Raw genomic sequence first — 19,971 nt, 5'->3', positions numbered from 1 at the left:
TTAAAAACGTAATTATCCGCGCCGGGAATTTTCCCGGCGCGTTTTTTTATTATTAATAAAAAGGTTTATTTATGTCCGAACGTTTAGCACCGCAGGATAAGGTTCCTTTCTGGCGCAGTCCGCAGGGAAGAGCATGGATGTTCCAGCTCTGTATGGTCGGGGCTTTTCTCTGGCTGGCCGTGTCTGTATACAGGAATACGTTGGCTAATCTGGAAACCCGTGGGATCAGTTCCGGTTTCGGTTTTCTCGGGAATGAGGCAGGCTTTCGCATCGGCGAGGTGACCGGGATTCCTCTTCCGCAGGGCGGATTGCTCTGGTTTCTGCTCAGTCTTGTTACCGGACTTGTTGTTTCGCAACTTATTTCCCGTCATTTGAAGAGCAAGTCTGAAAGGCCCATGAACAGTACATGGCTTTCAGTCTGCCTGCTTTTCAGCATCGGCTTGCCCATGCTGACATTGTACATTTTCCGGGACAGTGTTGAGATTGCGCACTACACTGAATCTTCGAGTTATTTCATGGCCCTTTTAACCGGGCTGGGCAATACCTTGAAAGTCACGGTCATCGGCTGTGTCGCTTCAACAATACTCGGGCTGCTGGTTGCCCTCGGACGTCTTTCCCCCAACTGGCTGCTTTCCAATATCTGCCGCTGGTTTGTGGAACTTAACCGCAACCTGCCGGTGTTGCTGCAATTATTTTTTTGGTATTTCATTGTCTTGCAGCAACTGCCTAATGTTCGCCAGTCCATTGATCTGGGCGGGTGGCTGATTCTCAACAAGCGCGGGTTGTACCTTCCTTCACTGGTTCCGCAGCAGGGGGCCTGGCTTTTTTGCGCTGCTGTAGTGATCGGCCTTGCAGCCATCTGGGTGATCCGCAGACGGGCCAGACGTATTCTCGATGAAACAGGCGTGCCTGTTAAAATTCTTTTTCCTTCCCTTGCTGTCCTGATCGCTCTGCCCGCGTTGGCATGGTTACTTGGCGGACAGCCTTTTACTCTCGATTTTCCTGCTCTCAAGGGTTTCAACTTCAAGGGCGGTACCGGGATGACCCCGGAATTTACCGCGCTGGTGGTGGGACTGACCGTATATGTTTCCGCGTTTAACGCCGAGATTATCCGTTCAGGTATCGAAGCAGTTTCCAAAGGGCAGCGGGAAGCCGCACGCGCTCTGGCAATGAATGAGCGTCAGGTTATGCGTATCGTAATCCTGCCGCAGGCCATGCGGGTTATAGTTCCGCCCATGACCAGTGAATATCTGGCTATTGCCAAGAACAGTTCGTTGGCCGTAGCCATCGGTTATCCCGAATTTGTAAGTATTGGTGGGACCATCCTGAACCAGTCCGGGCAGGCGGTGGAGATTGTCGGTATCTGGATGGGTGTTTACCTGTGCATTTCCCTGCTGATTTCTTTTGGAATGAATATTTACAACAGCAAAGTCGCGCTGGTGGAGAGGTAATCATGGCCCAAGATATTCCTGACAGACAACCCCCGGCAACCCAGGTGGGTCTAATCGGATGGGTATGCAAGAACCTGCTCTGCCCGTGGTACAATGCAGTGCTGACCGTTGTTTCCTGCTGGGCCATCTGGTCCGCTGTCGCTCCCTTTTGGGAATGGGCGGTGACCAATGCATCCATCACCCTTGATCCGGTAGCAGCCAAGGAGCACACCGGTGCCGCATGGGGATTCATCCGTGATATGTGGCCCGTGTTCATGACCGGAGTTTATCCGGCCGAAGAACGCTGGCGTCCGCTCATCGCTCTGTGCATTGTGGTGATTTTGGTCAGCCTCAGTCTGGTGGCCTCATTCCGGCGCAGCAAATGGCTTAAAGTCCTTTGGTTTGTTTCACCCATTGTTGTTTTCGCGTTGGTTTACGGCGGCGGAATAACCGGATTGCCCGTGGTGGGAACCCACTACTGGGGCGGTTTGATGTTGACCATCATGCTTTCCATTGTCGCCATGCTGGCTGCATTTCCTCTTAGCGTACTGCTCGCATTGGGCCGTACTTCGGATATGCCTATCGCCAAACCTTTTTGCGTGGCCTATATTGAACTTATCCGCGGGGTGCCGCTGATTACACTCCTGTTCATGGCCTCGGTGGTTCTGCCTTTATTTCTGCCTTCGGGTATGGAATTGGATAAAGTCCTGCGTGCTCTTGTTGGTATCACTATGTTTTTTTCCGCGTATCTTGCGGAGAACATCCGTGGCGGTTTGCAGGGCATCAGTAAAGGTCAGTACGAAGCCGCTGACGCGCTGGGCATGGGGTATTGGAAAAAGACCATCGTGGTTATCCTGCCGCAGGCTCTGCGTATTGTTATCCCGCCCATGGTCAACAACTTTATCGGGATTCTGAAAGATACTTCCCTCGTGGGCATCGTCGGTCTGGTGGACCTTTTGCAGATTGCATTCGCCACCACTTCCAATCCTAAATGGTTCGGCAGGCTGGAGGAAGCGTACGTATTCATTGCTTTCTGGTACTGGATTCTCTGCTACGCCCTTTCCAGCTACAGTCAATACCTTGAACGCAAGATGCCTTCCGCAAGTAAATAGAGGAGAGATATAATGACTTCTGCACATATAAATACCGCTACACATCTGGGAGACAGCCCGGTTGTGATTGATATACAGGGTTTGAACAAATGGTACGGGCAGTTTCACGTACTTAAAGATATTAATCTTCAGATCCGTCAGCAGGAAAAGGTGGTCATCTGTGGGCCGTCCGGGTCGGGTAAATCAACTCTTATCCGGACCATCAATAGACTGGAGGAACATCAGGAAGGGGCCATCGTAGTTGACGGTGCGCCGCTGACCAATGATGTGAAACAGATTGAACGGGTTCGCCGCGAGGTGGGCATGGTTTTTCAGCAGTTCAATCTTTTTCCGCATATGACCATTCTTGATAATGTTGTTTCCGGGCCCATTCATGTGCGCAATATGCCGCGTAAGCAGGCCGTTGATCTAGCTCATTCATATCTTGAGCGGGTTGGAATTGCCGAGCAGGCCAATAAGTTTCCGGGCCAGCTTTCCGGCGGTCAGCAGCAGCGTGTAGCTATTGCCCGCGCCTTAGCCATGCAGCCCAAGATTATGCTTTTTGATGAACCCACTTCAGCCCTTGACCCGGAAATGATCAAGGAAGTGCTGGATGCTATGCGCGAGCTGGCCGATCAGGGTATGACCATGATCTGCGTGACCCATGAAATGGGCTTTGCCCGCGAAGTGGCCGATACCATGGTCTTCATGGATAAAGGCCAGATCGTGGAATACGCCCCGGTGAAGGAGTTCTTTACCGCGCCCAAGGAAGAACGCAGCCGCATGTTTCTTGAGCAGATTTTGAATCATTAGGATTTTAAAATATGTCCTTATCCTTAATAAATAAGCGGCCTTTGATTTGGGCGCATCGCGGGGGGCGTTCCCTTGCACCTGAAAATACTCTTGCGGCTGTGCGTAAGGCCAAAGAGGCCGGGGCGGATGGCTGGGAACTTGATGTGCAGGTCACCAAGGACGGGGAAATTATCCTCCTCCATGATTTGAATCTGCTACGCTCCACCAATGCCAGTGTCCATCCTGTGTTTGCTGTCAATCCTCCTGCTTTGCCGTGGAGGTTTGCCCTTGAGGAAATTAAGCAGCTCAGTGCTAATGTTTTTCCGCGCCGTTTCTGCCCGCCCAAATACAAAAGGCAGCCTTGGCGGGATCTGCCTGAGAATCTGCCTGATGATTTGCGTATCCCCACCCTTGTTGAGGCCCTGAAGTTAAGCAGGGAACTGGATATGTGGATCAATGTGGAGATCAAGGATCTCAGTAAGGCGGTTCCCGGTTCACTTGGTGGAAAGATTGTGGAAAAAGTGCTTGGAATTATCCGGGAGCAGTCCATGGATGATCAGGTGGTGGTTTCTTCTTTCAACCACGATTATGTGCGCAGAAGCAAAGAAATTGCTCCGCACATTCTGACCGGGGTGCTGACGGAGCATAATTTCGATGGAGATCCCCTTGAAGCCGCCCGTAAGGCCGGGGCTGATGCATGGCATCCGGGATTCCGTTTTCTCACCGAAGAGAAGGTCAAAGCCGTGCGCGAAGCCGGGGTGGCTGTTAATCCTTACACTGTAAATGAAGTGGAGGATATGCAGCGGCTTACCAAATGGGGCGTGACTGGTTTGGTCACTGACTATCCGCAGAATATTTGAGTTATTGCAATTGAAATCAAAAAAGAAGGCCGATTCCAGATGGAGTCGGCCTTCTTTTTTGGGTATGGGTAAATGAATTTTACTGCTGTGCAGCCTTACTGGGTTCCCAGTATTCTTGATCAAGTTCATTTTCGCTGTTGGCTACAGCACAGGTTACGGCAAGGTCACCGGTAACGTTGGTGCAGGTGCGGCCCATGTCGAGCAGGGCGTCAATGCCGAAGATCATGGCGTAAGCCAGCGCGGTGGGTGATCCGGCTGTAACTTCCAGACCTACGGAGTTAAGCACGATCATGAGCATGATTGCGCCTGCTCCGGGAATACCGGCAGTTCCCAGCGATGCCAGTACAGTGGTTCCGATGACGGTGATCTGCTGGCTGGCGGTCAGGGGTTCGCCAATGGCATAACCGATGAACAGGGCACATACGCCCTGATAAATAGCGGTTCCATCCATGTTGATGGTTGCGCCCAGCGGCAGGGAGAAAGAATAGATGCTCTTATCCACGCCCAGTTCCTTGTCAGCAGTTTCCATGCTGATGGGCAGTACGCCGCTGCTGGATCTGGTGACAAATGCGGCAATGGAAGCGGTTTTTACCTTTTTGAAGAAGCTCATCGGGTTAACGCCGAAGAGCAGAAGTCCGCCGCCGTAGATAAAGAATATGTGGCAGGCAAAAGCAAGATAGGTGGCGATAACAACTACGCCCAGCGGGCCGAAAGCCTTAGAACCCTGAGCACCGAAAACAACGGCGATCAGCGCGAATACGCCGATGGGAACGTATTGCAGCACCCAGTCAATGATGATGTACATGACCTCGGCAAGGCCTTCAAAGAGGTAAAAGAGGGAATCCCCGGCATTCTTGATGCGTGCGTCTTCGCTGTGGCGCAGAATGGAGATGGCAATACCTGTGATGATGCAGAAAAAGATGGTTGAGAGAACATCACCGGTAGTAATCGCTGCAAAGGGGTTCTTGGGAATGATGTTGATCAGGATATCGAGAAAGGAAGTTGCTTTGGGAGCTGCTACCTTGAGAGTAGCACCTTCTGCGGCCAGTTCAAGGCCGTTGCCGGGCTGGAGGATGTTTCCGAAAAAGAGGCCGATGGCAACTGCGAATCCGGTGGTCAGCATGTAAAAGCCCATACACTTCGCGCCGACCTTACCGAGCTGACTTGGTTTTACACTGCCTGCGCCCACAATGATGGTGGAGACGATTACAGGCATGACGATCATTTTTAATGAGCGGACCAGAATATCTCCCAGCGGTGAGAAAATTTTGGCTTCAGGTCCTAAAATAAGCCCTGCAATTGCCCCTAAAACAAGGCCAATAATAATACGAATCAACAGGTTACTTTTGAAGTACCAAGAAAACATCTTCCCTCCTGATGTTAGTTAAGAGTGTGCTCGAATAGGATTTTCAGATTAATAAAATTTAATTAATCGAAAAAATGTATGGGATTTTATGAGAAATCCGAAAAAGAGAAGGGTTTGATAGCAGTTCTTGGTCTTCTTCGCAAGGTTGGCGGGATTGGGGTGATTTGCGATCGAATAAAGTCCCCCTACTTGACATGTTTTATATTTGGCAATATCGCCAAATAAATAAAAGGAGTGAATAATGAAAATTCAGGTTCTCGGACCCGGCTGCCCCAAGTGCGCTAAAGCTGAACAGAACGTAAGGGAAGCCGTCGCAGAAAGTGGCATCGAGGCGGAAGTCATCAAGGTTAGCGATTTTCAGGAAATAGCAATGATGGGTGTTTTTTCCACCCCTGCTGTTGTTATTGATGGTGAAGTGAAAGTTTCCGGTAAGGCTCCCAGTAAAAAAGAGGTGCTCAAGTGGTTGAAATAAAACAGAAGCGGGATTGTAGGGGGATGTTAAATCGAACCGTTGCATTGCTGGGGTGCCTGATGGTTGCGGGAATGTGCTTCATTGTTGGCCCGGCAACAGCTGACGATTCCGGGGAAAAAGCTCCCACAACAGCTGAGTTAATTTCCGGTAAACCGCATGAGCTGCCGATTAAGGGAATGGTAACTATGGTGGATATCGGGGCTCATGCCTGTATTCCCTGTAAGATGATGACCCCGGTGATCGAAGAGTTGTCAAAAAAATATGATGGACGTGCGGCAGTTGCCTTCATAGATGTCTGGGAACACCGCGAGGAGGCTGCTAAGTATGGCATCCGCACAATTCCCACCCAGATTTTTTATGATGCGCAGGGAAATGAACGATATCGCCATGTGGGTTTTCTGGACAAAGCAAGTATTGAAGCGAAGTTTAGCGAACTGGGCGTGAAGTAGGCTATGGATCAGTTTCTACTTGCCATCAACGGATGGATCGTAAGCGGGACGGTATGGGCTGCCTTTGGCTGCTTGCTCTGGGGGGTGGTCAGTGTCTTGTTTTCACCGTGCCACCTTGCCTCTATACCGCTTATCGTCGGTTATGTGGGAGGGCAGAATGAACTGGTGGAAGGGCGCAGAGCTTGGGGATATGCCGGACTGTTTACTCTCGGATTGTTCATCACCATAGCAGTCATCGGTATTGTCTGCGCCGTACTGGGCAGGCTCATGGGTGACGTAGGCCCATGGTGGACGGTTGTCGTCGGTGCGGTGCTGCTTTGGGTTGCGCTTGATATGTTGGGTCTTGCCAAGTGTTCCATGTCCGGTAACCTTATGGGCAGGTTCAAGCTTAAGGGGTACACTGGGGCGTTCGTGCTGGGACTGGCTTACGGTATTCTGTCCGGATCATGCACTTTCGGTTTTATTGCACCTATTCTGGCTATAATTACTGTGCAGGGCCAAATTGCCACCGGAATTTTGCTGATAGTCCTTTTCGGGATCGGTCATTGCCTGCCCATTGCTGTGGCCGGAAGTTCAACGGCTTTGGTCCGGCGCATGCTGGAAAGTAGCCGCTGGCAGCAGGGTGGCAATCTTTTCCGCAAAATGGCGGGAGCCTTGATAGGCCTGCTCGGGATATATTTTGTGGGGCAGCCGTTCTTTTAAGAAGTCAGAGATTTGATTAATCGGTCTTGCGCCCCTCTCCTCCTTTATTTCTTTCCAAATTCCAAATCCGTTTTACAAATAATCCGCATTTGCGTATTTTAAAAATAGGATGGAATAGCCATAAATAAAGGGGAGTGATTGTGCCTGAATCCAGAGATGCGATCTTTAAAGATTATATAAAAAAGCAGGTCCTTGGTGCCGGTGGGTACGGCACTGTCTATTTGGTTGAAAATGACAAGGGTATTCAGTTTGCCTTGAAAGTTTTGCATAAGGACGTGACCCTCTTTGAACGGGAAGCTCGGGAAACCCTGGGCATCAACGATTCCAGACTGGTAAAAGTGATAGATTACGGGGAATCGGTGGATGGTGAGCCTTGTATCCTCATGGAGTATGTCCCGGAAAATCTGGAAAATGCTCTCGACTGGGATAATGTTTCTGAGGAAAAGGCAGTGGCCCTGTTCAGGGAAATTATGCACGGCCTACAGACTCTTGAGAATCATGGGCTTTTGCATCGGGATATAAAACCGGAAAATCTGTTCCTGACCGGAAATGTTGTCAAAATCGGCGATTTTGGTTCATCGAAGATTACCAGCGGGGAAAGTGTTTCCATGTCTCAGAATGCGGCCCTGACTATCCATTATTCCTCCCCGGAACGGTTCGATACGCATTACGGATTTGAGGTGGACCGCTGGGCTGCTGCGGTTATTTTTTGCCGTATGCTTGGCGGGTATGTCCCTTTCGGTGCCGAGTCTAGCGATCTTCAGTCCATAATGAAATCCATTATTCTGGAACCGCCGGATCTGAGCCGGATGCCGGACCGCTTCAAGCCGTTTTTAGAAAAAGCTTTTGAGAAGAATCCTGAAGACAGGCATAGCGATGTGCAGGAGATGCGTGAGCATTTTGAGGAATGCTGCCGTATGGAGTTCAAATTTTCAACTTATGATGAAGAGGTGGAAAGTTCACCTGCTCAGGAATATGTCGAAGAGGCGGAAGAGAACGGTGATGATGCCGAAGACTCCTACGATTATGACGATGGTTATGAATACTCTCTTGAGGTGGATTGGGAGGATGAACCGGGGGAAGGCGAATATATCGATGATCTTGATTTAGGTGAATATATTTGGATTTGGGTGGAGCCGAGTACGGGTATTGAATTCGTATGGGTCTTTTCCGGACAATTTGATATGGGGGATGACGAAGGTTATGATGATGAGCAGCCTATCCATCTTGTTGAGTTGGATGGTTTCTGGATCAGCCGCTATCCCATCACCCAGCAGCAGTGGACGTCTCTTATGGGGAAAAACCCTTCGTATTTCGAGGGGGACGATCACCCTGTGGAAACGGTTTCGTGGTATGATACCCAGCAGTTTATCCGTAAACTGTCTTCAGCAGCGAATGGTAAATATACCTTTTCCCTGCCCACTGAGGCCCAGTGGGAGTACGCGGCACGGGGTTGCGGTATGTTCGATAAGTATGCCGGTTCGCAGAATGTGAACCGGGTGGCCTGGTACAGTGCCAACAGCGATGAACAAACCCATCCGGTCGGACTGATGATGCCTAATAGAATTGGGATTTACGACATGTCCGGTAATGTCTGGGAGTGGTGTGAGGACTGGTTCAGCCCGGATGCCTATGCGTCACATGACCGCAAGAATCCTATTCATAGGGAATACGGTGAAGAACGCAGCTTGCGGGGCGGAAGCTGGGGGCATGATGAAGAGCATGCCAGAGCAGTCAACAGATTCGGCCTTGATCCTGAAAGCAAGTTCAGTGATCTGGGGTTTCGCTTGATCAGGGAACGCTGATATAACTATGTGACCTGAAGGCATATCCAGCTGACGTTATCTTCAGACCTGTCAGGAATTACCGTTTCTTTCAGGTGTTGCAGGAGATATTGATAGGGATCATTCTGCTGCAACGCCTTTCTGCCCAGTTCTTCCACGCTTTTCAATTGTAGAAACTGGTTCAATCCGTCCGAACAGAGCAGGAATATATCTCCCCGCATTGTTCTTCCTTCAAAGCCCTGCAGTTTCATTTTTTTTCCCATACCCACAAATGAAAGCAGTCTGTTGTGTCCGCCGCCGCTAAGGTATTCTTCGTAAGTTTTGCGGCCCATTGAATACATTGTGAAAGCAATGTTCTGGTCTTCAGTGAGTAGTTCGGTTTTGTTGCTGTTGATGCTGAATATGCGTGTGTCGCCGGTATGGGCTATGAAATATTTGTCTTTTTCCAGCCACAGCGCGGAGCAGGTAGCACCCCGTCGGGACTGTTTTGATTCATTTATCCTGATGTTGGCCCTGTGCAGTACATTCTGAAGTTCTTCCAGACGGTTCGGGGAATCCATGATCTCGGTATAAGCCATTTTAAGAGAATTTTTGACCTCTTGAGCTGTTTCAGCTCCGTCCGATAATCCTCCCATGCCATCCACGACTGCGAAAAGAGCACAGCTGGAACCGTTTTCATCCCGGTTGATACAAAGCAGCCGGTCCTGATTTTCATTTCTGGTCCCCTGATGGGTAAATTCGGTGTGTTTGATTTTCATCCCAAGTCCTTCCTGCCGGAAATAATTACAGCAAATAATAAATTATAGCTGCACTGAACGTTACAAAGACAATGACTTTCAGGGTTACCCGTGTCGTTTTCGGCAGGTCCAGTTTGTAGCCTGCCGAGGGGATAATATAAAAAAACAGTATCAGGAATGATCCGGCCAAAAGGCCGAAAAGCCAGTTGCTTAGCAGGCTGAAATCGCGCAGTTTGGGTGACCATATTTGATCACTCCAGATTATGCGCCCTTTCTGGTCTGTTGCTTTGAGAAATATTTTTATGCGCACATGAGGCTGCTTGAAAAATCCGCTCTCGTGAATGCTGGATTTAACGTGTAGGGTGTGGGTTCCGTTCGCTGAAAAATCGTATCTGTTGGAAGAATCGGCCATGTTTGCCAGCAGAATTGATTCCAGTTCCGGGAAAGGACCGGATACTTTGAGCCGGATATCCTCATTACCGAGCAGGAAGATGCTTTCCGTATTTATGACCATGACTGCTGACTGGGCTGCCTCTTCAAGAAGTTTGGAGCTGCGGACATCAAGCTTGGACGCGGCTGAAGCGGGCAGGGCGTAGAGTAGCGTCAGAGTGATGATGAATATTTTGAGGTAGGTTCCGTTCACTTTATCTCACCTCGCTGTTGAAGGTGAACGATACGTTGCTTTCCTGAAGGGTTATTTCTGCGCCGGGCTTAATCTCTTTGTTGCCGTCTTTGCTGTACAATTGCAAAGAGTTATCCGAGCGGAGCAGTTCGAACTGGTGGTGCAATTGCGGAATTTTTATATGTCCGGAGTTGTCTGCGGAGAAAAGCAGGCGACGGTTAATCAGAACGATGGATTTTATCTGCGATGCAGATGCAATTTGGGATGCGACATGCGGTGTGAGTACAAGGGCGTTGCTGTCTGCGGCATCAACTCTGCATCTGAAGTTCAGCCCGAGTTTCAATTCGTCACCCTTGTTCAGACTCAGTTTGTCGCATTTTTTTCCGTTGACTGTTAATTTTCCATCAATTGATTCCAGTACAGGAATATCATCAATGAAGGATATTTTGGCATGTTTTTCTTTGATCATCGGTGCAGTCAGCGCAATGGCGTTGTGATTTTCAGCTGCCTTGCGGTTTCCGAAATAAGATTCATCCATAAGTATCAAATATCCCCCCCTGTTGACGATATGCAGCAGCATTCTCCCTTTGATCCCTGTTTGCTCGGTGACCATGCGTCTATAATCGGAGATGGATCCATATTTCAGGTTAAGCAGTCTTAGATTGCCTTCTGCCGGAAGGAGACGTGCCGCCCGGTCAAGTTCGGAGGATAGCTCTTCAAGCTGTGTGTCCGACATGTCGGCCGGAGAGTCTAGATTACGGTCCACTCTGAACATAATTTCCTGACCCTCGGCGATTCTTTCACGCATATCCATGGCCGAGATAAGTTGAGGTAAGTCAGAGCATATGGCTGAAGCTTTTTTTATATATGCAGCTCCCTCCGGGAGACGCAATTTTTCCAATTCCATGATAGCGAAGCGTGCCTGTTGTCCGGCTTCTTCGAGATCGCGCTCCAGTCTGGATATATGCAGCGGGTCGTTTTCGGCAAAGCTCAGGTAATCCCTTTTAAATGCATCAGCGGGGAGTTTCAGGAATTTTCTGTACAGGCTGCGGGCTTTGTGAAGTTCTTTGTTCTCTGTTTGTGCAATATATGAATCTTGTATGGCCGATGCCAATAGATTTATTTCCTTGGACATGTGTGGATGGGTGCCGTGTTTTTTTAAAGATTCAGTCACGACATCCTGATCCAGCAGGGCTGTTATGTTATTACCGTATTCCTGCCGTAGTTCCGAAATGGTCAGGATTTTGTTGCGTATGGATCGTTCCATTTTAACCATTTCCAGCCGTTCTTCTATCACTGGTGAATCCTTGAATGATTCATTCAGTAGCGAGAGGCTTTCCCGCATAGTTGAAAGATCCGCATCTGTTGCTTCTGCCAGTGGGTATGTGGTTGCATAATCAAGCTCCGGTAAAATCTTGCGAGCCTGATTGTTGTATAGCTCTGCGTCGGAGCGTGCTTGTTTAAGAAGCTGTGCTGCTTCTGAGCTGAGATTGATATCGGTAACAGCGGAAAGGGAAGAGATGGCTTTGTTCAGCTGGTGCTCAGAAAGTTCTTGTTTACCTTTTTCAAAGGTTTGATTCTGAGTACGGTATTCATTTCTTACCGCGGACAGCCGTTTTGCTGAATCTGTATCGTTAGGGTGCAGGGCCAGTAGTTGGAGCAGGCATTGCTGTTCGCGGTGCAGGTCCTGATCCATGCGGGCCCTTGAGGCTTCAATGCGAAGCTTTTCGGTCTGCAATGTTCTAATTTTTTTTTCGGCTTCCCGTCCAACTCTGCCATCGTCAGCCTTGCTGATTGTTTCCAGTTCGGAAATAGCTGTGGCAAGGTCCGGGGAGGACAAATCATGGTAGGGGGTATTGATGACGCTCAGCATGGCGGCCAACTTGTCGCCACGTTCAGTGCGCAGTTCCGAAAGGGGAGATCCTTCATATGCATCAACTGCAATGCATAGTTCGTCAAGCAACTCTTTTTCGTTGTGGATGTCCCGTGTGCTGTTCCTGAATCTTTCTATTCGGTCGTGTAGTTTTGATCTGCGCCCGGCTTCTTCCAGTGAATAAAGTGAGCAGGTTCGGTGGTCGAAGCGGCTTAGTTCCGCAAGGGTATCGTCAAAGAGCAGGGCAGTTGTTTTTGTTTTGATTTTTTTTAGGCTTGATTCAAAACAGCTACGAAACACGGCTTTAAGCTCAGGATATTCAGAGAGGTTACTGAAACTCGAGGCAAAATTAGATGTCAGCACGTATTCGGTAAACCATTTCACTGCTTCGTCCGGCCCTAAAGTTTCGTTTATGTGCAGGGTCTTGCCGAGCAGGTATCTCTTGGTTTTGCTTAGGAATTCCTGCTCCAGTCTGCGGGCAGCCGGCATCTCCGGGTTAAGTTTTACAAAATCAAACAGGTCGCTCCTTAGAGTTTCCAGTTCTTCAAGACTTAAATATGAGGTTGTTGCGCTTAGTTGTTTAACCCGCTGTTGCAGTGATTTTCCGTCAAGCAGAAGTCTTTTTCTTTCATTTTCAATTCTGAGTTTAAGCAGGGCTATTTCCGATGAAAGGTTTTTGAGGCTTTCTATTTCGCTGCCGTAGGTCGTGATAATATCCTTCAGAACAGATTCCGCTTCATCGTAGTTTTCATTTTTGATCAGGAACTCTATCAGTTCTTTCTTTTTCAGAATAAGATCATCCCGCCTGCTTCTGATCTCTTGATACTCCTGAAGGATTCTCTCCATTCTTTCCTTGAGATCCAAGTTTGCATCCAGATACTTCAGTTCCTGTTGCAAGCGGCTCACAGCCAGCCCCGAACGTCCGGTATTGGACATGTCGTCCAGAATATCGCTGACTTGGGCGCAAAACTGTTCTTCGAGTTTCAGCTTGTCTTTATGGCCTATGTAATTCCAGATATTGCTACCGAAGATGGTACATGCTTCAGCTATGGAGCCTTGCTTTGCGTCAAGAATATCTCTTACTCGGTCCATGGAGTACAAGATTGCCGGAAGCTCCACTTCAGCTGCCCGGTTAGCCTTTTTAAATCTTAAGTTTAACCATTGCGGGCTTCCGACCAGTTCGTTGATAGCATCGTAGTTGTCGTGACTCAGATGCTTCTTGAACTGTTCGAAAAGTTCTCTGAAGTGATCTTTTTCTGCAAACATTTTGACTTTCCTGATTTTCTTTGGGCGGTCTTCCACTTAAATCAAGTATATCTTTTTATTAAGGGCGGGTAAACCGGGAAAGGGAGAATGGTGTAGAGGCGAGGTGGGTAAATTTCTGGTTACCCGACAGAGTCCCCCATATGAAAAAAGGACTTAAGAGTTTCTTCTTAAGTCCTTGAACCCTAGTCAGTTGCCTGTTATGGAATTTGTGCTGAAATAATATAAGGAGTTGGAGATGCGAATTAATGTTTTTATCCTTTTTTTATTACTAAATGTTTGGGGAGTGAGCTTTGTTGAAGCCAAGGAAGATTTTGTTTCTTATATTTTAAAAACGGATTCAGGAAATCATTATACGGCACTAACTTCGATCACAGATAAGGAAGCTAGATTTTTTCATGATACTCTTAGGGTAAGGCTGGATCGAATGCATGATACTGCGCGGTATGAGATGAGTAATAATGTGAGGCCGGATAAAGAAAAATATCTAGGAAAGGTGGCTGCTGCAATTAAAGAAGCTGTCCATGATCAGAAACAGAACCCCATTAAGCCGAGTCTATTGCATAAGGTCATCAACAATACTTATCCATATAGGCAAGAAATAATCGATAAAATCGGCAAAATATACGGTTGGAATAAACTTTGGAACTTATATTCTGATAGTTTACATATTAGTAAAGTTGATATTGTTAAGGACACGGTTGATGCTATACTTGAAAACCCAACAGGTTTTGGTGAAATTAAGGGAGCTGCCAGAAATTTTTTAGAGATGGCTATACGTGCTGATGCCGCGGAGCGGTTGTACAAAACATTGTATTCCGGAGCATGGGAAGGCGATGAGTTTTATCTATATGATGTTGAGGTAAGGGTTTTTCTTTTTAAAAGGAATGGACATGAGTGGGATGGAGATGAAGAGGAGCGAGAACATAGAATTTATCACAAGCCAGACTTAGCATTGGGACTACGGTCAAGCTCAGTTAATTTTGATTACGAATATTTTCCTGTAAAATTTAACTCTGATGATAAAAATGAAGACCGCTATAAGAGATGGCTTGAACGTGCCTGCTTGTTTAAAACTTGTAATCAGCTTAGTTACAAGTTTCATAAAATAGCTATCAGGGGAAATGTTATTGATGTTGCGTTAAGAGATATTGATTATATGCCAAGTCCAGGAAGAGCCGAAGAGATCGGAACTGAAAAAAACTTTGATATGAATGCACATTTAGATCCATATTACTCCACAGATGAATATAACGGTTTAGTTAAGTGTAATATGAAGAATGCCGTCGTGCGATTTTATAAGCGCAGAACGGCAATTAATTCGAAGAATTTTAAAGTTTTTTTTGAACAACAGAACTCCCAACCCTCAGCCCTCGGAGTTATCTTGGAGCAGGACAGCAGTACAGCTGGAACCCTATCCGATCCCGGCAGTTCAAAACCTGTGCAGATCAATTGGTAATTAATATCAAAATATCCGCTAAAAAAAATCCCCGGATGTTTTGTCCGGGGATTTTTTTGCGTTAATTTTACTACGGTTTTATTGTTCAATAAAACACTTAGATTCTTTAAACTGAATATTCTTATCGGGGATGTTTATGCCCATCCCTTCAAGTACAGCCAGCAATCTTTCGAATACAAATTCATCAGATGTTACGCCTGCGGCAAGTGAAATTACAAGATTCTCGCCATCAATGCGGCTGTTTTGTACCATATTGTCTGAAAGTTTCTTTTTCAGATTGTACATGGTCCGTTTTGAATTGAGTTTTACATACACGTTGGCAGTGGAGGGATTTACGCTTCGTGTTTTAGCTTGAGCCATGGAACTCATTCGTCTTGCTTCTTTTTTGGCTCGGTTCATCAATAAGGACGCTGCATTGGACGCCACATCAGCAAGGCCGTCACGAATAGCAAGCCCCGGCTGTCCTTCTGGAATCATGGATACAAATTCCTGACTTCCGACAGATTTTGTTTCACCTGAATTCAGGTCATGCAGGGAGATGGACAGGGTCACGCTCAGTTTTCTGCTGACCTGGTCAAAATACAATGAGGCGATCCGGTAATAGAGAATGATTGTGTTTTTCGCTGCGAATTTGTTTTTAACGATACTGGTAAGTCGTCTATTGATAGCAAATTCTTCCGTGTCATTATCAAAGTATACGCCTACCAACGGGTCGTCATTGGACATTTTCATCCGTTGAAAATCGCTGATTGTGTCCAAACGGGTCAGTTTCAAGCCTTCCCGGTTGGCTCCTTCAATAATGCTGTCCCTGATGGCTCGCTGATATGATGTGTAGAAGATGACAAATGGCCCCAGTCCTCTAAGTTTGCGAGTTCCTGAAGCATCGGCAGAGTTCAGGATCATGGCTATATCGCCTTTGGTCGGCGGTTCTTCCATTATCAGCATTACTACTTCAGCGGCTCCGGATTGGGAACCACAGCCCAACTCTTCTAATCTGTAGTTGAGTTTTTCATCATCAATTCTGACCAGATAGGATGCTTCGAAAGCATTGTCCAACTGGGCAAATCCTTGAGCTGTAACACGTTGAATCAAAACCGCACGGTCATCCAGTAACTGCTTTTCGCATGAGCTGCCAACCGCAGCAGGACTTACCCGTTTTAAGTAATTGGTTATGGCTTGTTTCTGGGCTTTCATTTTTGCGGCTTTCTTGGCCTTGAAGCTGCGTTTGCCCTTTATTGTTACGGACACACCTACGTCTTCATAGGCGTGTCCGATTTTTATTGTTGTCAACAGAAACGCTACTGCTATGAGTATGATTGTTATCGATGATAACCGGCGAATCACGATGTTCTCCTATTTCTTAAGTCTGGTCATGCTTTGGGCGTCTTCTTTTGCTCCTGTGGCTTCATCTACTCTGGCGACCATATCCAGAGCTAGTGAACAACGTCCGATTCCGTCAGCCATATCCTGATCGGTATTTTCATACTCAGTGAATGCATAACGGTATATCTCAAGGGATCTTTCGAAATCTCCCAATCCTTCAAGGGTCAGTGCCAGATTGTATATATCACTGGTCATACCATCCAGATAATCCTTTGCGTCTTCCGAGAGTTCATTTGCAGAGGGCGCAGTGAAAGGCTGGCGTTCTTCTTGAGGCAGTTCCTGTTGCCGAGCTGTATGCTCGGCCTGCATCTGTCTTAAAAGAACCTCCTGAGCAACTTCCTCAAAGGTTAAGTCCTCAAGGAGGGTATCAGCCAAGTCTGTGTTCTTGTCAGCAATTTTCAAGGCTAAATATTTGGAAAGCCCATTATATGCTTGGGTAATGAAAAGAGTTTGAGTTTTTTTATCCTTGCCATGCATTTGTATATCGAATGATTCGAAATGCGGTTGAATAACATCGCGTAATCTTCCACTCGCGGTATGGGCAAGGGCGTTTTTCATATGTAGTTTTGCCGGGATACTGTCATTGTTATTGGTCACATTGACATCAAGATTTGATTTTTTTTGTATCGTATCCGGTTTGCCAAACAAGGACGACAGTGACGAGAGGGATGACAGTGAAGAAAGATCGAGGCCTTCAGTGGTCTTTAGAGTCGCGGATCTGTCTTTCATTTTTTCGAAGCCGATAATTTCCAGATCTGTTGAATATGCTCCGTTACGGATAATTGCCGGCTCTCTTGCAACTTCAAAAACTTGAGCCACCTTGTCTATTTTTCCATTGGGAGTAATCCGGTATACGGAAAGGCTCAGCATCAGACTGGCTGTAACTGCTCGGTAATGAGATTTGAAGAACTCATCTCGGTTTTGAGTGGTTACTTTTGTGGAACAGTATCTTGGGGATCCGTCATCCTTTGTTCCGCATACATAATCAACCATTCGCCACTTATCCAAAGTGATTTTGCTTGGAGTGAAGTTTTCATATTCATCAGAAACCTGCCACCATACCTGTCCGTAAAGAATGCCGTCCAAGCGATGTGTAGGTTTTGCTCCTTTATTAATTTTAGTCAGCTGTTTTTCAATGTCCAGATCAACCAATTGAAAGTATGGTTCATTGTATAATTTGTCAGTAAGACAGCGACGTGCAAGAGTGCAAACACGTGGAGATGCTGCGTATTTTCCTGCTGCAAAGTTTGGTTTAATGGTATTGAATGGAATCACCGAAATTTTACTGATTCCGGTGATTTTTATTTCTCCCGGTTGCAGGAGATTGATCTTTACTTTTTTTGCACAACCAGATCCAAGAAAGATCATGAACGACAACATTATTATCAAGAGTAAGTTCTTGCGCATTTAGTTCTCCTTAAATTTTTTCTGTATGTAGTTGTCGATTTTATTAGGGTCAGAGACCTTGAGCGAAGATTTCAGCATGTCACCAATTCTTTGGACTGAATCCAGTGCGGTTAGGTTTTCAGGATCCGCGTTCACGGCGACCTGATAATAATGCAATGCTTCGTTTTTATTACCAACTACTTCCTGAATTATGGCTAGGTTTTCATAATCCGGAGAATAATCTCGAGTACAATCAATTAGGTCTTCAGCTCTTTGTTGTTCAAGTGCGAGTCGCTTTTCTGGATCAGACTCTACTGCTATAAGCTGATCATACTCAGCATTAACTTCGGCTGAGGATTTCTCGATATTTTCCTCTGCCTCGGTCAGAAGCTCCTCAAGTCTATTTCTTGCATCAAAAAAAGCGGTACCCTTGATCAATGCTACAATAGTGGGATCGCCTTTTTCATTTACAGCCAAAGGCTTCTTTTCCTTGTGCGGGGAGATATCGGAAACTACTTTTGTGATTGCGTCGTTGAGTAATTTTTGGGCAACTTCAGGGTAGGGTGCTTCAGCTTTGCTGCCGGAGTCGCCGCCGGATTTGTTTTCAAATTCCAGATCATCAAATACCCTAGAATATACTTTTTTGCCGTTGATGTCGTACAACGTACAAATCAGCACACCCTTGGCCTTGACCTCAATATACGGAACGTTGCTGAATACTGTCCGTGATTTTGAGGAAGATGCCTTTGCGTACGGCACACCTTTGTCGGAATACGCAACACTGTAATTTTGCGTGGTGAGTCTGGTTTGTATCCGGTCGGTCCCTTTACTTCTGACATAGTTGATTCTTGCTTCAACTTTGAGCTTCGCTGTTTTATGGAACGGGGTGATTTTTACATTGTAACCGTGCTTGGATCTAGCCAGCTTTTTCCGTACCTGTTTAAGGCCGGCTTGAGCGCCGCAAAGTTCATCGGTAGTTTTAATATAGCCATTATAGTACAGCTTGGAGCTAAAATCGTTGACTATGATGTGGGTAAAAATATCTGAAATTTCCCGTGAAGATCTTTTGCTTAGCCCGGAAGTCTTTATCTGAATTTTGGGTTTGTCTATTTTCAGTTGCTGTATTTTGCTTACATCTGAAATTACTTTGGGGGGCATGATGTATTCAGCGTAGACCATTCTCTTGGTGCTTTTACAGCCTGCAATGACCATAATGGTCAGTATCAGTATTAATTTAAAAGCTAAGATATATTTTTTATTCTGCATGGATATTTCTCCTTGGATTAGAGCCTGATGCCCAAACGACTTGCCGTTTCTTCAAGTCTGGCCATTGAATCAGCTGCTGCATTTATCAAAGATTTGTCATCAGCCTGCAACATTATCTGGATATATCCGGTATGGATTGTATGTGCGCTTTGCTCTGATACTCCTCTGGCTTCCTGAGCCATGAAGAGCAGATAATAATTTGCCAGGTCCTCGTCCATGTCTCGTTTGGGAGTCCCGTTCTGCTCTGCTTCTTCATCCCATTTTTCATATAATTGCGGGGTCAGTGCCGTTATCTGTATAGGGGGAAGGATGCTTTTCAATCTTTCTTGAGCAGCTTTAGCTTTTCTGGACCGCAAGAGATGTTTAACCTGACCGTCGCCTCCTGAAGGGAATACTACCGGAACATTGCGATGTTCATTAGAAAGAAGGCTATTGATTTTGGTGATTATTTCACCTGTCATTTTTTTGCGGGCTGCTCTGGTATTGCAGGGTGATTTGGACTGCCTTTCTGATCCGGACCGTACCCACACAGTGTCTTCAGCGTTTACATTGAAATATACGAGAGGCTGCATGTTTTTCACTTCATAAATGCTAATCGCTCCGATAAGCGACGCGGTATATGATTTGCCGTGCTCTTTGACCAAATATTCATATCCACTTCCGTCTTTGTTCTTTTTAACTTTTTTCAGGAAACGGACGTTGTATTTTGTCTGTTGTTTGTTGTCGCAGCGTTCATCCCAGAATGTATCAAGATTAAGGACATAGCGGGGATTGGCTCCGTTATTGACTTTGAAGTACCCGATTTTATTTAGTTGTGAGGAAAGTTCCTTGGCTAAGCCGGGAGTTTCTTTCTTGCTTTCTTTAGTCGAAATAATTCTTAAAAGTGAATCTTTTTTGATGATTGAGAGCTTGGAAGGCACCTCAAAGTTGACCTGAGCATTAGGAACAGGACGTTTAGCGGCACATCCTGCTAAAAGGATGGTTAGCACTATTCCTGTTATGATAACCAGTTGATTTGACCTCATTTATTCCTCCC

General features: G+C 46.6%; 17 protein-coding genes. 9 read left to right on the top strand and 8 right to left on the bottom strand.

Translation table 11 applies throughout. The features are described from left to right. Positions 1 to 71: 71 nt before the first annotated feature. From FMS18_RS07850 to FMS18_RS07835, 4 genes are read left to right on the top strand one after another with little or no spacing between them, the layout of a single operon-like run. Positions 72 to 1,451 carry an amino acid ABC transporter permease gene (locus tag FMS18_RS07850; RefSeq protein ID WP_163293198.1) on the top strand — a complete coding sequence of 460 codons (1,380 nt, stop codon included), beginning with the start codon at positions 72 to 74 and terminating at the stop codon, positions 1,449 to 1,451. Between the two features lie 2 nt (positions 1,452 to 1,453). Next, on the top strand, positions 1,454 to 2,542 hold the full coding sequence (locus tag FMS18_RS07845; protein ID WP_163293197.1) for an amino acid ABC transporter permease: 1,089 nt from the start codon (positions 1,454 to 1,456) through the stop codon (positions 2,540 to 2,542). A gap of 12 nt (positions 2,543 to 2,554) precedes the next feature. Continuing rightward, positions 2,555 to 3,334 carry an amino acid ABC transporter ATP-binding protein gene (locus FMS18_RS07840; RefSeq protein WP_163293196.1) on the top strand — a complete coding sequence of 260 codons (780 nt, stop codon included), beginning with the start codon at positions 2,555 to 2,557 and terminating at the stop codon, positions 3,332 to 3,334. An 11-nt stretch (positions 3,335 to 3,345) separates the two neighbouring features. Continuing rightward, the gene (locus FMS18_RS07835; RefSeq protein ID WP_163293195.1) at positions 3,346 to 4,173 is read left to right on the top strand and encodes a glycerophosphodiester phosphodiesterase family protein; all 828 of its coding nucleotides are present in this window, start codon (positions 3,346 to 3,348) and stop codon (positions 4,171 to 4,173) included. A 79-nt stretch (positions 4,174 to 4,252) separates the two neighbouring features. Here FMS18_RS07835 and FMS18_RS07830 read toward each other — a convergent pair whose 3' ends face one another. Next, entirely contained in the window at positions 4,253 to 5,539 is a 1,287-nt protein-coding gene (locus tag FMS18_RS07830) for a dicarboxylate/amino acid:cation symporter (protein WP_163293194.1), read from the bottom strand. A gap of 241 nt (positions 5,540 to 5,780) precedes the next feature. Between FMS18_RS07830 and FMS18_RS07825 the strand changes: the two genes are divergently transcribed. The 4 genes from FMS18_RS07825 (at position 5,781) to FMS18_RS21035 (ending at position 8,967) form a co-directional block, all read left to right on the top strand. Then, positions 5,781 to 6,011 (top strand): thioredoxin family protein, encoded by a 231-nt coding sequence (locus tag FMS18_RS07825; protein ID WP_163293193.1) that lies wholly within the window; start codon positions 5,781 to 5,783, stop codon positions 6,009 to 6,011. 23 nt (positions 6,012 to 6,034) lie between these two features. Continuing rightward, positions 6,035 to 6,460 (top strand): co-chaperone YbbN, encoded by a 426-nt coding sequence (locus FMS18_RS07820; RefSeq protein ID WP_239060984.1) that lies wholly within the window; start codon positions 6,035 to 6,037, stop codon positions 6,458 to 6,460. Between the two features lie 3 nt (positions 6,461 to 6,463). Next, positions 6,464 to 7,162, top strand: coding sequence for a cytochrome c biogenesis protein CcdA (locus FMS18_RS07815; RefSeq protein WP_163293192.1), 699 nt, complete (start codon positions 6,464 to 6,466; stop codon positions 7,160 to 7,162). Between the two features lie 140 nt (positions 7,163 to 7,302). Continuing rightward, a complete protein-coding gene (locus FMS18_RS21035; protein WP_163293191.1) occupies positions 7,303 to 8,967 on the top strand; it encodes a bifunctional serine/threonine-protein kinase/formylglycine-generating enzyme family protein in 1,665 nt (554 codons plus the stop codon). Positions 8,968 to 8,972: 5 nt separating this feature from the next. Here FMS18_RS21035 and FMS18_RS07805 read toward each other — a convergent pair whose 3' ends face one another. Genes FMS18_RS07805 through FMS18_RS07795 form a run of 3 tightly spaced genes read right to left on the bottom strand, consistent with a single transcriptional unit; the run spans position 8,973 to position 13,444 of the window. Further along, on the bottom strand, positions 8,973 to 9,704 hold the full coding sequence (locus FMS18_RS07805; RefSeq protein ID WP_163293190.1) for a PP2C family serine/threonine-protein phosphatase: 732 nt from the start codon (positions 9,702 to 9,704) through the stop codon (positions 8,973 to 8,975). A gap of 25 nt (positions 9,705 to 9,729) precedes the next feature. After that, positions 9,730 to 10,326 carry a hypothetical protein gene (locus FMS18_RS07800; RefSeq protein ID WP_163293189.1) on the bottom strand — a complete coding sequence of 199 codons (597 nt, stop codon included), beginning with the start codon at positions 10,324 to 10,326 and terminating at the stop codon, positions 9,730 to 9,732. Position 10,327: 1 nt separating this feature from the next. Continuing rightward, the gene (locus FMS18_RS07795) at positions 10,328 to 13,444 is read right to left on the bottom strand and encodes a hypothetical protein (RefSeq protein ID WP_163293188.1); all 3,117 of its coding nucleotides are present in this window, start codon (positions 13,442 to 13,444) and stop codon (positions 10,328 to 10,330) included. 235 nt (positions 13,445 to 13,679) lie between these two features. On the opposite strand from FMS18_RS07795, the gene FMS18_RS07790 reads away from it, so the two are divergent. Further along, a complete protein-coding gene (locus FMS18_RS07790) occupies positions 13,680 to 14,900 on the top strand; it encodes a hypothetical protein (RefSeq protein WP_163293187.1) in 1,221 nt (406 codons plus the stop codon). Between the two features lie 78 nt (positions 14,901 to 14,978). Here the strand turns inward: FMS18_RS07790 and FMS18_RS07785 are convergent, their stop codons facing one another. From FMS18_RS07785 to FMS18_RS07770, 4 genes are all read right to left on the bottom strand, one after another. Further along, entirely contained in the window at positions 14,979 to 16,190 is a 1,212-nt protein-coding gene (locus FMS18_RS07785; protein WP_163293186.1) for a hypothetical protein, read from the bottom strand. A gap of 63 nt (positions 16,191 to 16,253) precedes the next feature. After that, positions 16,254 to 17,690: a hypothetical protein gene (locus FMS18_RS07780; RefSeq protein ID WP_163293185.1), complete on the bottom strand. Its 1,437-nt coding sequence runs from the start codon at positions 17,688 to 17,690 to the stop codon at positions 16,254 to 16,256. Next, a complete protein-coding gene (locus FMS18_RS07775) occupies positions 17,691 to 18,935 on the bottom strand; it encodes a hypothetical protein (protein ID WP_163293184.1) in 1,245 nt (414 codons plus the stop codon). 17 nt (positions 18,936 to 18,952) lie between these two features. Then, positions 18,953 to 19,960 carry a hypothetical protein gene (locus FMS18_RS07770; RefSeq protein ID WP_163293183.1) on the bottom strand — a complete coding sequence of 336 codons (1,008 nt, stop codon included), beginning with the start codon at positions 19,958 to 19,960 and terminating at the stop codon, positions 18,953 to 18,955. Between the last annotated feature and the right edge of the window lie 11 nt (positions 19,961 to 19,971).

Origin of the sequence: Desulfovibrio sp. JC022 (genome assembly GCF_010470665.1) — a bacterium.
Classification (GTDB): Bacteria; Desulfobacterota; Desulfovibrionia; order Desulfovibrionales; family Desulfovibrionaceae; genus Maridesulfovibrio.
The sequence above is the reverse complement of the archived record's forward strand: the minus strand, read 5'-3'. Positions and strand labels throughout refer to the sequence as shown.

Coding starts and splice junctions, on each gene's coding strand:
- FMS18_RS07835 (WP_163293195.1), top strand. CDS start 3,346: ATGTCCTTATCCTTAATAAATAAGCGGCCTTTGATTTGGGCGCATCGC.
- FMS18_RS07805 (WP_163293190.1), bottom strand. CDS start 9,704: ATGAAAATCAAACACACCGAATTTACCCATCAGGGGACCAGAAATGAA.
- FMS18_RS07780 (WP_163293185.1), bottom strand. CDS start 17,690: ATGCGCAAGAACTTACTCTTGATAATAATGTTGTCGTTCATGATCTTT.
- FMS18_RS07850 (WP_163293198.1), top strand. CDS start 72: ATGTCCGAACGTTTAGCACCGCAGGATAAGGTTCCTTTCTGGCGCAGT.
- FMS18_RS07795 (WP_163293188.1), bottom strand. CDS start 13,444: ATGTTTGCAGAAAAAGATCACTTCAGAGAACTTTTCGAACAGTTCAAG.
- FMS18_RS07770 (WP_163293183.1), bottom strand. CDS start 19,960: ATGAGGTCAAATCAACTGGTTATCATAACAGGAATAGTGCTAACCATC.
- FMS18_RS07825 (WP_163293193.1), top strand. CDS start 5,781: ATGAAAATTCAGGTTCTCGGACCCGGCTGCCCCAAGTGCGCTAAAGCT.
- FMS18_RS07815 (WP_163293192.1), top strand. CDS start 6,464: ATGGATCAGTTTCTACTTGCCATCAACGGATGGATCGTAAGCGGGACG.
- FMS18_RS07775 (WP_163293184.1), bottom strand. CDS start 18,935: ATGCAGAATAAAAAATATATCTTAGCTTTTAAATTAATACTGATACTG.
- FMS18_RS07790 (WP_163293187.1), top strand. CDS start 13,680: ATGCGAATTAATGTTTTTATCCTTTTTTTATTACTAAATGTTTGGGGA.
- FMS18_RS07820 (WP_239060984.1), top strand. CDS start 6,035: ATGTTAAATCGAACCGTTGCATTGCTGGGGTGCCTGATGGTTGCGGGA.
- FMS18_RS07830 (WP_163293194.1), bottom strand. CDS start 5,539: ATGTTTTCTTGGTACTTCAAAAGTAACCTGTTGATTCGTATTATTATT.
- FMS18_RS07845 (WP_163293197.1), top strand. CDS start 1,454: ATGGCCCAAGATATTCCTGACAGACAACCCCCGGCAACCCAGGTGGGT.
- FMS18_RS07840 (WP_163293196.1), top strand. CDS start 2,555: ATGACTTCTGCACATATAAATACCGCTACACATCTGGGAGACAGCCCG.